At 67.8% G+C, this 12,185-nt stretch carries 13 protein-coding genes and 4 tRNA genes; 13 read left to right on the top strand and 4 right to left on the bottom strand.

Going from position 1 to position 12,185, the window contains the following annotated elements; genetic code table 11:
• Positions 1 to 80: 80 nt before the first annotated feature.
• Positions 81 to 875 (top strand): GNAT family N-acetyltransferase, encoded by a 795-nt coding sequence (locus tag H507_RS16655; protein WP_157438980.1) that lies wholly within the window; start codon positions 81 to 83, stop codon positions 873 to 875.
• A gap of 10 nt (positions 876 to 885) precedes the next feature.
• Here the strand turns inward: H507_RS16655 and H507_RS0112120 are convergent, their stop codons facing one another.
• From H507_RS0112120 to H507_RS0112110, 3 genes are all read right to left on the bottom strand, one after another.
• On the bottom strand, positions 886 to 1,776 hold the full coding sequence (locus H507_RS0112120; RefSeq protein WP_022910964.1) for an exodeoxyribonuclease III: 891 nt from the start codon (positions 1,774 to 1,776) through the stop codon (positions 886 to 888).
• A 46-nt stretch (positions 1,777 to 1,822) separates the two neighbouring features.
• Positions 1,823 to 3,349, bottom strand: coding sequence for an FAD-dependent oxidoreductase (locus H507_RS0112115; RefSeq protein ID WP_084707826.1), 1,527 nt, complete (start codon positions 3,347 to 3,349; stop codon positions 1,823 to 1,825).
• A gap of 64 nt (positions 3,350 to 3,413) precedes the next feature.
• Positions 3,414 to 3,908, bottom strand: coding sequence for a YajQ family cyclic di-GMP-binding protein (locus tag H507_RS0112110; protein WP_022910962.1), 495 nt, complete (start codon positions 3,906 to 3,908; stop codon positions 3,414 to 3,416).
• A 139-nt stretch (positions 3,909 to 4,047) separates the two neighbouring features.
• Between H507_RS0112110 and H507_RS0112105 the strand changes: the two genes are divergently transcribed.
• A tRNA-Tyr gene (locus H507_RS0112105) sits at positions 4,048 to 4,130 on the top strand.
• Between the two features lie 79 nt (positions 4,131 to 4,209).
• Here H507_RS0112105 and deoD read toward each other — a convergent pair.
• Positions 4,210 to 4,932, bottom strand: coding sequence for a purine-nucleoside phosphorylase (gene deoD / locus H507_RS0112100; protein WP_022910961.1), 723 nt, complete (start codon positions 4,930 to 4,932; stop codon positions 4,210 to 4,212).
• Between the two features lie 457 nt (positions 4,933 to 5,389).
• On the opposite strand from deoD, the gene H507_RS0112095 reads away from it, so the two are divergent.
• The 11 genes from H507_RS0112095 to nusG all read left to right on the top strand — a co-directional run bounded on the left by H507_RS0112095 (position 5,390) and on the right by nusG (position 12,055).
• Positions 5,390 to 5,462: transfer RNA gene (locus H507_RS0112095), tRNA-Thr, on the top strand.
• Between the two features lie 48 nt (positions 5,463 to 5,510).
• Positions 5,511 to 5,585 (top strand) — tRNA-Met (locus H507_RS0112090).
• Between the two features lie 40 nt (positions 5,586 to 5,625).
• Positions 5,626 to 5,796 (top strand): 50S ribosomal protein L33, encoded by a 171-nt coding sequence (gene rpmG / locus H507_RS0112085; RefSeq protein WP_022910960.1) that lies wholly within the window; start codon positions 5,626 to 5,628, stop codon positions 5,794 to 5,796.
• Between the two features lie 132 nt (positions 5,797 to 5,928).
• Entirely contained in the window at positions 5,929 to 6,336 is a 408-nt protein-coding gene (locus H507_RS0112080) for an FAS1-like dehydratase domain-containing protein (protein ID WP_022910959.1), read from the top strand.
• Between the two features lies 1 nt (position 6,337).
• Positions 6,338 to 6,760, top strand: a complete 423-nt coding sequence (locus tag H507_RS0112075) for a MaoC/PaaZ C-terminal domain-containing protein (protein WP_022910958.1) — start codon at positions 6,338 to 6,340, stop codon at positions 6,758 to 6,760.
• Positions 6,757 to 7,938 carry a UDP-N-acetylmuramate dehydrogenase gene (locus tag H507_RS0112070; protein ID WP_022910957.1) on the top strand — a complete coding sequence of 394 codons (1,182 nt, stop codon included), beginning with the start codon at positions 6,757 to 6,759 and terminating at the stop codon, positions 7,936 to 7,938. The genes H507_RS0112075 and H507_RS0112070 overlap by 4 nt, the downstream gene beginning before the upstream one ends.
• 141 nt (positions 7,939 to 8,079) lie before the next feature.
• On the top strand, positions 8,080 to 9,375 hold the full coding sequence (locus H507_RS16650) for an aspartate aminotransferase type Ic (RefSeq protein WP_022910956.1): 1,296 nt from the start codon (positions 8,080 to 8,082) through the stop codon (positions 9,373 to 9,375).
• Positions 9,376 to 9,397: 22 nt separating this feature from the next.
• Positions 9,398 to 10,456, top strand: coding sequence for an LCP family protein (locus H507_RS16645; protein ID WP_022910955.1), 1,059 nt, complete (start codon positions 9,398 to 9,400; stop codon positions 10,454 to 10,456).
• Between the two features lie 96 nt (positions 10,457 to 10,552).
• A tRNA-Trp gene (locus H507_RS0112055) sits at positions 10,553 to 10,625 on the top strand.
• Between the two features lie 15 nt (positions 10,626 to 10,640).
• Positions 10,641 to 11,153 carry a preprotein translocase subunit SecE gene (gene secE / locus H507_RS18425; RefSeq protein WP_084707825.1) on the top strand — a complete coding sequence of 171 codons (513 nt, stop codon included), beginning with the start codon at positions 10,641 to 10,643 and terminating at the stop codon, positions 11,151 to 11,153.
• Positions 11,154 to 11,179: 26 nt separating this feature from the next.
• A complete protein-coding gene (gene nusG, locus H507_RS0112045) occupies positions 11,180 to 12,055 on the top strand; it encodes a transcription termination/antitermination protein NusG (protein WP_022910954.1) in 876 nt (291 codons plus the stop codon).
• The last annotated feature ends 130 nt before the right edge of the window (positions 12,056 to 12,185 follow it).

The following is a 12,185-nucleotide window of genomic DNA, read 5'->3' as shown; positions in this document are numbered from 1 at the left end:
CGTCACGGGTGTCTGATGCAGCCATGGACATCCACAGCCTCGCCGATGCAGAGCTCACGGAAGCTGGCTGGCTCCTTGACATGACCGAACACGTACCGGCGCCTCATCGCGAGGAGTTCGGCATCGTCACGGCCCAGATCCACGGTGGTGTCGTCATTTCGCTCCGCAACGACCCAGCGTTCGGCTGGTGCAGCCGAGCCCTGGGTTTCGGCATCACGGAGCCGATCACCCCAGCCGTGCTCGACGACATCGTCACGGTGTTCCGCGACAACAGGACCGCGGTCGCGCTGGTGCAGGTCGCTCCTCCCGCGGAGCCCCGGCCATGGGGCGAGATGTTCCAGAGCGCGGGGCTGACCCCTGGGGCCACCTGGATCAAACTGCTGCGCGGCATGGAACCCCTCCCCCCGCGCGCCGATGGTTGCCCCGTCACCGACCTCGAGATCAGAGAGATCAAGCCCGCTGAGCGTGAGCGGGCCTACGAGGTCGGGTGCCAGACGCTCGAGATGCCACCCGACATGAAGAAGATGTGGGCCGGCATGGGCCAGGGAGAGAACTTCCACTTCCTGGGCGGGTTCGACGGTGGCCGATTGGTGTCGATCGGCGTGCTGCACCTCAAGGACGGACGAGCCGGCTTCTGCGGCGCCGGCACCCTCCCCTCCCATCGCGGACGAGGTGCCCAAGCGGCCATGTTCGCCCACCGCATCGAACTGGCCCGCCAGGCTGGGGCGCGCGTCTGCGTCGCCGAGACCGGAGCCGAAGGCAAGGGCGAACACAACTCCTCCTTGGCCAACATGCGCCGGGCAGGCTTTCGGGATGCCTACCCGCGGCGGAACCTCATCTGGCGCAACCCCGACCTCCCGCAGGCGGACGCCTGAGCCCACGGGGTCAGATCTGATAGTCCACTGTGACGGGGGAGTGGTCGGAGATCCGCGCCTCGTAACTGACGCTGCGATCCGTGCCGCCGCTGACCCCTGCCTTCGCCAGACGAGGGGTCGCCAGGTGGTAGTCGATCCGCCAGCCGGAATCGTTCGTCCACGACTGCCCGCGCCACGACCACCACGAGTACGGTCCGTCGGTGTCGGGATGCAAGCGGCGGACGACGTCGACCAGGGTGCGCGGGGAGGTGATGGAGCCGAACCACTCGCGTTCCTCGGGCAGGAATCCCTCGGAGCGCTGACTGGTGCGCCAGGTCTTGAGGTCGTGCCGGGTGTGGGCCACGTTGAAGTCGCCGAGCACGATGAACTCCCGACCCGCGGCGAGCGCGGCCCGGCGGGATCGTCCGAGTTGACGGGCGAGTCCGGCCAGGAACCTCATCTTGCGCTGGTACTTGGCCAACGACGCCTCGTCGGAGAAGGGTGTTCCCCCCTTGGGCAGGTAGAGCGAGGCAACGGTGAGCGGTCGATCCGCCAGGTCGACCTCGATGTACCGCCCTTCGTCGGCGAAGTGCCTGAGCTCACGGGCCAGGGTGGAGTGGTCGACCTCGACCGTGAGCGGATGGTCGGAGTCCAGATGGGCCACCAGTGATCCTTCGCCCCACGCCCGCACCGCACCCGGGGCCTCCCGGGTCAGGACCGCCACCCCGTTGCGTCCGGGGATCGTGCCCGGGTGGTAGCTGAGGTGGTGCTCGCCGAAGGCGTCGCGGGGCAACTCGGTGAGGGGGCACCGCATCTCCTGCAGGGCGACGACATCGGGGTCGCGTTCGGTCAGCCACCCGGTGAAGCCGCGGCGCTGCGCGGCGCGGATGCCGTTGACGTTGAACGTGGAGATTCTGAGCACGGCCTCACCCTAGGGGCGGCCCCTGACATTCCCTCGGTGACCTCTGTCAGTCGACGGGCGACAGGTCCGCAGTGGCGGGACCCTCCAACCGGGTGCCGTCGGAGGCGAACCGCGACCCGTGCAGGGGACAGTCCCAGGAGCGCTCCACGTCGTTCCAGGCCAGGACTCCACCCAGGTGCGTGCAGACCGCACTCACGCTGCAGGTGCGGCCGTCGACCGTCGACACGGCCCGCGGGCCGATCGGTCCCTGCTCGACCCGACCCTGTCCCTCGGCGAGGGCGCCCTCGTCCGCCTTGGTCGACCCGACCCGGTCGCGGACGATCCTCTCCAGGGTCTTGGCGACCTGTGCGCCGATCGAGGCAGCGTCATGCCACCCGGTCACGTGACGACGCATGGCCGTCGCATGGCCGGGGCTGTCGCCGAGCAGGTCGGCGGCGATGATCAACCCGGCTCCCGCACCCAGGGCCATGCCCCACTTGTCGTAGCCGGTGGCGGTCAGCAAGGTGCCGTGACTCACCGGCAGGGCACCGATGAACGGCATGGCGGTGGCCAGCAGGTAGTCCTGCGCCGACCACGACCACAGCGGTTCGCCGACGTCGAAGTGCTCACGGGCCCAGGCATCCAGTTCCGCGACGTGGGCCATGGTGGAGCCCCCCTCGCCGACCAGGTGACCGGCGCCGCCGACCAGGAGGACCGGGCCGTCGGATCCCACGGCCGTGCGCAACGAGCGTGCCGAGGCATCGAGCGACAGCGACATCGGGAAGGACTCGGGGTCGGTCCCCGACGGCAACGGGTAGGCGATCGCGTAGGACCGTTTCGCCTGTGACACCGCATTCTGTGCAGCCCCGCGGAAGCCAACCGGTGTCTGGGTGGCCATGATCACGGCATCGGCGCGCAGGTCCCCCGCCGAGGTGTGCACCGTCCACGGGTTCCCGCCGGACAGGCCAGTGACGCGGACCCCCTCGATCAGTTCCCCCTCGTGCGCCTCGAGTTCTGCCCGCAGGGCGTCGACGGCCCCCATGGGGTCGACCTGTGCCTGGTCGGCCAGTGAGATCGCAGCGGTCGTCGTGAAGGGCAGCCCGTGGGCGGGCTCGTCCAGGACCGCCAGACCGGCCTCGCGTGCCACCTCCGCCTCGCGGTGCACACGCTGGGCGCCCTCGTCGGAGACGGCATAGGTCACGGCCAGGCGCGCCTGGACCGGTTCGCCGTGGGCTCGCATCAGGTCGAGCAGCCAGCCCTGGCCGATGCGGTTCACCTCGACGTAGGAGCGCACCGCCTCGGCGCTGGCGTGCTGCCTGATCCGCTGCAGCCTGTCCCCTTGGAGCAGGCTCACCTTCGCGGTGGTGTGGCCAGTGGCTCCGGCGCCGGCCCGCCACGCCTCGACGACCACGGGATGGCGTCCTCCCCGGGCCAGTTCGACGGCGGCGCTCAGCCCCGTGACCCCCGCGCCGATGACGAGCACGTCAACGGCTGAGGGCAGGGCGGAGGAGGGCCCAGAGGTGGGGGTAGGAGCTGGCTGCTCACGCATTGCCCACCACATGGATTCACGGTCAGCAGGGATCGGCTTCACCATGAACGCATGCTACGCGTGGGCCGAGCGCTCCGTCGGGGAGCGTGTGAACCCTGTGGGCGGTGCGTCAGCGATAGTTGGTGAACTGCACCGCGAAGTCGTAGTCGGCTTCCTTGATCATCTTCTGGACGACCTGCAGGTCGTCCCTGCTCTTGGACGAGACCCGGAGTTCGTCCCCCTGGATCAGGCACTTCACGCCCTTGGGCCCCTCGTCGCGCACGAGCTTGGAGATCTTCTTGGCGTTCTCCTGGGTGATGCCCTCCTCGGTCGAGGCGGTCATCTTCCACATCTTCCCCGACAGGCGAGGGTCGTCGGCCTTCACGGCCTTGAGGCTCACGCCACGCTTGATCAACTTCGACTGGAACACGTCCCAGACGGCCTTCACCCGGTCCTCGCCGTTGGACTCCATCTCGATGGTGGTCTCACCGGACCACTTGATCGACGAGTCGGTGTTCTTGAAGTCGAACCGCTGGCCCACCTCGCGGGCGGCCTGTCCGAGGGCGTTGTCGACCTCTTGGCGGTCGATCTTCGAGACGATGTCGAACGAGCTGTCCGAAGCCATGGCTGCCTCCTGGGAAGCGGTGGGGGCGGACGACCTGCTCGTCCACCGGTCAGACCCAACCTATCGAGTGGGCCGCCCATCCAGTTGGTGATGGAGCGTGAGGGTTTGCTATCGTTGCCGATCGCTGGGAAACCAGCACGGCAGGTTGCCCGAGTGGCCAAAGGGAGCGGTCTGTAAAACCGTCGGCGTCGTCCTACGTAGGTTCGAACCCTACACCTGCCACAAAGCCCCGGAATCGGATGGATTCCGGGGCTTTGTGCTTGTCATGGCGGGTTTCGGCGGGTGAGCCGAGGGCCCGTGTTCAGGCCAGGAGTCCGGCGGCGGCGATCGCCAGGGCGCTCCCGAACCGGGTCTCCCGCTCCTCGGGGGACATGTCTCCGGAGCCGTCCTTGAGGTGGTCGGAGACGGTCAGCACGGTGAGGGCTTCGCGGTCGTGCTCGAGCGCGCACTTGTAGAGTCCCGCCGCCTCCATCTCGACCCCGAGGGTGCCCAGCCTGTCGAGAGCCCGGATGATGTCGGTGCGCCCCGAGTAGAACAGGTCGGAGGAGTACACCGGTCCCACGTGCACCGAGGCACCTGCCAGGTCGTCGGCCGACCTGGCCGCGTCCACGGCCGCGCGCAGCATGTCGAAGCTCGCCGCCAGGCTGAGCGTCAGCCCGGGGGCATCGATCGTTGCCACGGGCGAATTGGTGTGCGCGGACGAACCGATGACCACGTCGCGCACCCTGACCTTCGACGAGATGCCACCGCAGGTGCCGACCCGGCAGATGCGCTGCACCCCGTAGTCGCGGTAGAGCTCGGTGGCGTAGATCGACAGCGTCGGGATGCCCATGCCCGAGGCCATCACGGACATCGGGGTGCCCTGGTAGGTGCCGGTGAAACATCCGTTCCCGCGCACCTCGCTGACCAGTTTCGCGTCGGTCAGGAAGGTCTCGGCGATGCGGGCGGCGCGACGCGGGTCCCCGGGCATGAGCAGCAGGGGAGCGATCTCCCCAGGCTGGGCGGAGATGTGAGGAGTGGGCATGGGGTCTCCTGGGTCGAGGTGGCGGTGGGCGAGCGGTGAGGCCCCCCGTGTGCAGGCAGGGAGGGCGCTGGGCCGCCCGTGGGCGCTGCCAGTCTGCCAGCAGCAGCGTCGGCCGGGAGTGGGGCGGTGGGTGACGGCGGGCAATCGTGCCGATCGTGTGCCCTGACAGCGATTGTTGCGGCTGGGGCGCGAGTTTTGCCACCACAGCACACGATCGGCACGATTGAGCCGCGGTGACCTCTACGCCACCGACAACCAGCGCCCGGGCGGCGTCGGGAACAGATGGCGCGCCCGCGACGCCGCCAGGAACCGTTGGCTTGCCCAAGGCCACGGGAACAAACGCTTGCCGGCCGACGTTGAGCCCTCATCCACCGAGGTCAGCCGAGGTGTGACCCGGGGTGCCCGTGGCTCGTTTTGCGCGACCCGCGTCTCGTCCTGTAAGTTTCTTCTTCGGCTGGCCCCTATAGCTCAGTAGGCAGAGCGTCTCCATGGTAAGGAGAAGGTCTGCGGTTCGATTCCGCATGGGGGCTCGATGGAACCGGGTCTCGTGGCTTGCTGCGAGACCCGGACCCACCAGTGGCGGGGTAGCTCAGGGGTAGAGCAAGCGGCTCATAATCGCTGTGTCACGGGTTCAAATCCCGTCCTCGCTACCAACAAGCTCCCAGCACCACCCTTTTGAGAACGAGGACCATCATGGCCAAGAAGTCTTCCCAGGTTCGTCCGAAGATCACGCTTGCTTGCACCGAGTGCAAGGAGCGCAACTACATCTCGATGAAGAACCGCCGCAACGACCCCGATCGTCTCGATCTGAAGAAGTACTGCTCGCGCTGCAACGCGCACACGCTTCACCGCGAGACCCGCTGACCCTCGTTGCTCCGCACCACCCCGCTGGCCCAGCCAGCGGGGTTGTTGCATGTCTGGGCACCCTAGAAGCGCCCATCGACGACCCGCCCACGACCCCGCCCCGCCCGACGTCGGGGCACTAGCCTTGGGGCCATGCCGATCACGCCCGAACATGTCGGTCGCCGCTATCCGGTGACGAAGCCCTACCTCGTCAGCCAGGCCAAGATCGACGAGTTCCGAATGGCCGTGGGCGATCGCACCACGGGTCCGCAGGCCCCCGGGACCTTCGCGATGGTGATCGGGGCGCTCGCGTGGGACGGCCTGTTCGCCGACGCCGAGTTGGGTCTGGGGCTGCACCGCACCATGCACGCCGACCAGCGCTTCGCCTGGAGCCGGCAACTGCGAGCCGGCGACGAGATCAATGCGGTGCTCGTCGTCGACAAGGTGCGCAACCGCGGCAACGTCGACATGATCACGGTCACGGTCGAGCTCAGCACAACCGATGGGGAACAGGTCTGCACCGCCACCTCCACCCTGATCCACACCCGCGAGGAGGCCTGAGATGGCACGTACGCCCCTGACCGAGGGTGACGGTTTCGGACCCGTCGAGGTCCGCGTCACCCGCACCGACCTCGTGCGCTATGCGGGTGCGTCGGGCGACTTCAACCCGATCCACCACTCCGACCGTGCCGCTCGTGAGCTCGGTCTGGACACCCCCATCGCCCACGGCATGTGGACGATGGGCCGGGCCCTCAGCGAGGTCAGCGCCTGGCTGGAGAGCACCGGACGTACCCCCGACGACCTTGCCGGCTACTTCGTCCGATTCACCCGCCCCGTCCCCGTCCCCGACACGGCCGAGGGCACCGCGATCACCATCGCGGGCCGGGTGGTCACGGTGGTCGACGACCTGGCCGTCGTCCAGCTCGAGGTCTCGCTGGACGACCAGACAGTTCTCGGCAACGCGAAGGTTGAGGTGCGCGCATGAACGATGGACCCATCACAGTCACTCCCGCGTCGTCCACCACGGACGAGTTCCGGGACGACACCCTCGAGACCTCGATGCAGGCCGACAGCTGCCGGATCACCGACCAGGTCGACACGCAGGGGCCGGCCACCGACACCTCGTCGAGCCCACGGTTGGCCGACCACACCACCTTCCGGGTCGGGGGCCCGGCGCGGACGTTCGTGCGCGCCACCACCGAGGCGCAGATCATCGAGACGGTCAGCGCGGCCGATCGTGACGGGGTGCCGGTGATGGTGCTCTCGGGCGGCTCCAACCTGCTGGTGGCCGACGAGGGCTTCCCGGGCACCGTCGTCAAGATCGCGTGGCGGGGCATCACGGCCCAGGTGAGTGACTGTGGAGGGGCCTTCGTCACCGTCAACGCCGGTGAGAGCTGGGACGACCTGGTCGCGTTCGCCGTGGCCAAGCAGTGGATCGGCGTCGAGGCGCTCTCGGGCATCCCCGGGCTGGTCGGATCGACACCCATCCAGAACGTCGGCGCCTACGGAACCGAGGTGAGCCAGACGATCGCTCGGGTGCGCACGTGGGACCGCCAGCAGAACAAGGTGGCGAGCTTTGCTGCCTCCGACTGCGACTTCGGCTACCGCACCAGCCGTTTCAAGCGCGAGCCGGAGCGGTACGTGGTGCTGCAGGTGAGCTTCCAGTTCGAACTGGGCGACCTGTCGATGCCCATCCGCTACCCCGAACTCGCCCGTGCCCTGGGGGTGGACGTCGGCCATCGGGCCCCACTGACCCGGGTGCGCGAGGCCGTGCTCGCCATCCGCCGCTCGAAGGGCATGGTCGTCGACCCCGATGACCGCGACTCGTGGAGTGCCGGCTCCTTCTTCACCAACCCCCTGCTCTCACCCGAGCAGGCCGCCGATCTGCCCGAGGACGCACCCCGCTACCCCCAGCTCGACGGCCTCGTCAAGACCTCGGCCGCCTGGCTGATCCAGCACGCCGGGTTCGACAAGGGCTTCGGTGCCGACCTGGGTTCGGGCAGAGCCAGGTTGTCGTCCAAACACACCTTGGCCCTGACCAACCACTCCGATGCCACCGCTGCCGACGTGCTCACCCTCGCCCGCACGGTGCGTGACGGAGTCAGTCAGGCGTTCGGGGTCGTGCTCGTACCCGAACCGGTGCTGGTCGGCTGCAGCCTGTGAGTTGGTGACCCGGGCGACCAGCGAATGGCGATCGTCCGGGTCCCGGTACCCCCCACCCGGGTGCGCCTTCCACGGCCACGGCTTCGTCCCGTCGCCGGTGCGCACTTCTGCGACACTGACGCCATGACCGACAATGGGCGCATGAGCGCATTCGCAGATCTTTCCGCAGACCAGCGGGCCGACCTCGCCGAGCAGCAGTTGTCGCTGTACGAGGAGCTGAAGGCTCGCGGGCTGAAGCTCGACATCACGCGCGGCAAGCCCTCGTCCTCGCAACTCGACCTCTCGAACGCCCTGCTCACCACGCCCATCTCGCCCAAGTCGGCCGACGGCACCGATGTGCGCAACTACGGCGGCCTGAACGGGTTGATCGAACTGCGCCAGATCTTCGCCGAACTGCTCAACACCACCCCTGACCTGCTGCTGGCCGGCGACAACTCCAGCCTGTCGCTGATGCACGACACCATCGCCTTCGCGATGCTGCACGGGCTGGCTGGCGGTGAGCCGTGGGCCCGCCAAAAGGTCAAGTTCATCTGCCCCGTACCCGGCTACGACCGCCACTTCGCGATCTGCCAGGACCTGGGCATCGAGATGATCCCGGTCAACCTGGGTGACCACGGACCCGACCTCGACGAGGTGCGTGAGCTCGCCGCCGACCCGTCGGTCAAGGGCATGTGGGCGGTACCCATGTACGCCAACCCCACGGGCGTCACCTTCGACGAGGCCACCACGCGGGCGCTGTTGTCGATGCCGGCTGCCGACGACTTCCGCATCATGTGGGACAACGCCTATGCCCTGCACCACCTCACCGCGGACGAGCCCGTGCCGCTGGACGTGATCTCCCTGGCCGCCGAGGAGGGCCATCCCGACCGGGTCTTCACCTACGCCTCGACCTCGAAGGTCACCTTCGCCGGCGACGGGGTCGCCTTCATGGGCGGTTCGAGGGCCAACCTCGACTGGTACCTCAGCCACTACGGCAAGCGCGCGATCGGGCCCGACAAGGTCAACCAGCTGCGCCACGCCACCTGGTTCAGGAACGCCGATGGCGTGCGCGCGCTGATGCGCAAGCACCGCGCGCTGATCGAGCCCAAGTTCGCGCTCGTGCTCGAGACCCTGCAACGCCGACTCGGCAAGTACGGGGTCGCCACCTGGACCAAGCCGGCTGGTGGCTATTTCGTCACCCTCGACGTGGTGCCCGGCACCGCCACCCGCGTCGTCGCCCTCGCCAAGGAAGCGGGCATCGCCCTCACTCCGGCGGGTGCCTCCCACCCTCTTGGGCACGACCCGTACGATCGCACCATCCGGATCGCGCCGACCTTCCCCTCGCTGGGCGAGTTGACCGAAGCCATGGACGGACTGGCCACCTGCGTGTTGGTGGCTGCTCTCGAGCAGGACCCCACGCATCAAGCAGCAACCCACGAGGCCGCCCCCAGCCAGTAGGCCCCGAACCCTAAGGACTGAGATGACCAGCCCCGACGACGAACGAGCGCGACTCGCGGACGACGGCACCGCCGAAGAACGATCCGCGGCGCGACACCAGCGGCGCAAGGGGCGCCGGTTCGCGACCGTCTTCTTCTCCGTGTTGCTGGTGCTGTTGCTGGCCGGCGGGGCGGTCTTCGCCTACTACCTGACCCGGGTCAGCCGCGCGATCGACCACGTGAGCCGCAACCCATCGATCATGCCGTCCGAGCAGGGGGTGGACGGGACGCCGCGTCCCGCCGATCCGACGAACAGGACCGCCTCGGGCCAGCCGATGACCTTCGTGCTGATGGGCTCCGACTCGCGGGGATCCGACCAGGGACGCTCCGACTCGCTGATGGTGGCCTACCTGTCGGGTGACCGCAAGGACGTCTACCTGGTCTCCTTCCCCCGTGACATGTGGGTCACCGTCCCGGGGAAGGGGCAGGCCAAGATCAACGCTGCCTACGCGTGGGGAGGTCCGCCGTTGACCATCGCCACGCTCGAGTCGATGCTGGCCGTGCGCATGCAGCACGCAGCCGTGATCGACTTCGAGGGTTTCATCAAGCTCACCGACGTGCTCGGAGGGGTGAGTGTCTACAACAAGCAGGCCTCGAAGTCCGACGGCTTCACCTTCCCCGAGGGGCAGATCACGATCCAGGGCAAGCAGGCACTGGCCTACGTGCGGGAGCGCCACGACCTGCAGCGCGGTGACCTCGACCGTGCGCAGCGGCAGCGAGATGTCGTCCAGGCGATCCTCAAGAAGACGATGACCCCCGAGACGATCGCCAACCCCGTGAAGTTCGGAAAGACGGTCGACACCTTCGCGGCCTGCATGACGGTCAGCGAGGACCTCGACTCCAAGACCATCCGCTCCGTCGCCACGCAGTTGCGGGTCAACCCCGAGACGGGCATCCACTCGCTGCAGGCGCCCATCGACGGCTTCGGCACCTCCAAGGACGGCCAGTCGATCGATGTGGTCGACAAGGTGGGGCTGGCGGAACTGGCGAAGGCCATGCAGACCGACACCATGGACCAGTACGCAGCCAAGTACGGCAGCTGACCGCCACTGCGTCGGTTCGACGGCCCGCACCAATTCGCCTACACTGATCCCTTGGTGGCTCCGCCGGTCCGACCCGTCGGTCAGCGTCGTCACCGAAGGGCAATAGCTCAATTGGCAGAGCAGCGGTCTCCAAAACCGCAGGTTGGGGGTTCAAGTCCCTCTTGCCCTGCGAGGCAGGATCGAGATGATCCTGCTGACCAGTCAGCACCAAGCCGAAAGGCACTACCGAAGGAACATCGTGGCCGACGACACCCCCTCGTCACCGGACGAGCGCGAGCCCGTCGACACCGGTGCACCCGAGGCGGCTGAGCAGCACGGCCCCGATGCCTCCCACGAGGCCCAGGAGCTGACTGTGGCCGACGACGCGGAGCAGCTGACCTCGACTCCTGCTGCGGCCGCCCGCAGTTCTCGTCCGGTTCGCAAGCAGCCCGAGTCGGCCGTGACCGCCAAGAAGGGCACCTCGACCCGCAGGCGTGACGTGGCCGCGGCCGAGAAGTCAGCCCGCACCACTCCCGGCGTGTTCGTCAACCAGTCGGTGGCCGAGCTGCGCAAGGTGCTGTGGCCGACCGGCGACCAGTTGCGTCAGTACTTCGCCGTGGTGCTGGTGTTCGTGCTCATCATCATCGCCTACGTGGGTCTGCTGGACTTCGCCTTCGGGTGGGTCGTGCTGAAGCTCTTCGGCGCTGGCAAACCCTGAATCGGCTGACAACGGAAGAAGACGAGATGACCAACGACCCTGATTTCGCGAACGCCGACTCCCACCAGCCCGAGGCTGCTGAGGAGTCAACCCCTGACTTCGAGATCGACCTGGACCAGTTCGACGCCGACGCATCCGAGGAGGCCGCGTCCGACGACACCGAACTCAACCTCGACTTCGGTGACGACGCCGAGGAGACCGACAGCGGCATCGACCTGAACTTCGGTGAGGACGCCGAACCGTCGGCCGAGGAGACCCAGGACGACGATGACGACGACGAGGACGCCGCCACCGTGGCCGCCCTCGCCGAACTCCGCGAGGAACTGCGCACCAAGGTGGGGGAGTGGTACGTCATCCACACCTACTCGGGTATGGAGAACCGGGTGAAGCAGAACCTCGACGCCCGCGTCACCTCCCTCGAGGTCGAGGACTACATCTACGAGAGCGTCGTGCCGACCGAAGAGGTCGTCGAGATGCGCAACGGCACCAAGAAGACGGTCACCCGCTGCGTGCTGCCCGGCTACGTGCTGGTGCGCATGGACATGACCGACGAGGCCTGGGGCGTCGTCCGCCACACCCCTTCGGTGACCGGTTTCGTCGGCCACGCCACCCAGCCGGTGCCGCTCAGCCTCGACGAGGTCGAGCGCATGCTCACCCCGTCGGTCATCGCTCGCGTGAATGCCGAGCAGTCGGGCAAGCCCTCACGCAAGCAGAAGCGCAAGATCGAGGTCGTCGACTACACCGTCGGTGACTCCGTCGAGGTCGTGGACGGACCGTTCGCCGGCGTCCAGGCCACCATCACCGAGATCAACGTGAACACCCAGCGCCTGAAGGCTCTGGTGGAGATTCTGGGTCGGGAGACTCCGGTCGACCTGACCTTCCCCCAGATCCAGAAGATCTGAGGGTTTCGGAAGAAACTGAGTTCACGCCGGTCGGACCGCCAACCCTTCGGGGATCCGACCACCACCCGACCCGGGCTCTCGTCCGAGTCATCACGGTGTGGGCACCCGTCCACGCCGGCAAGCAAGAAAA

It is taken from the genome of Aestuariimicrobium kwangyangense DSM 21549, assembly GCF_000421525.1.
Taxonomy (GTDB): Bacteria; Actinomycetota; Actinomycetes; order Propionibacteriales; family Propionibacteriaceae; genus Aestuariimicrobium; species Aestuariimicrobium kwangyangense.
Note: the sequence above shows the minus strand (reverse complement) of the source record. Positions and strands in the feature narration are given on the sequence as shown.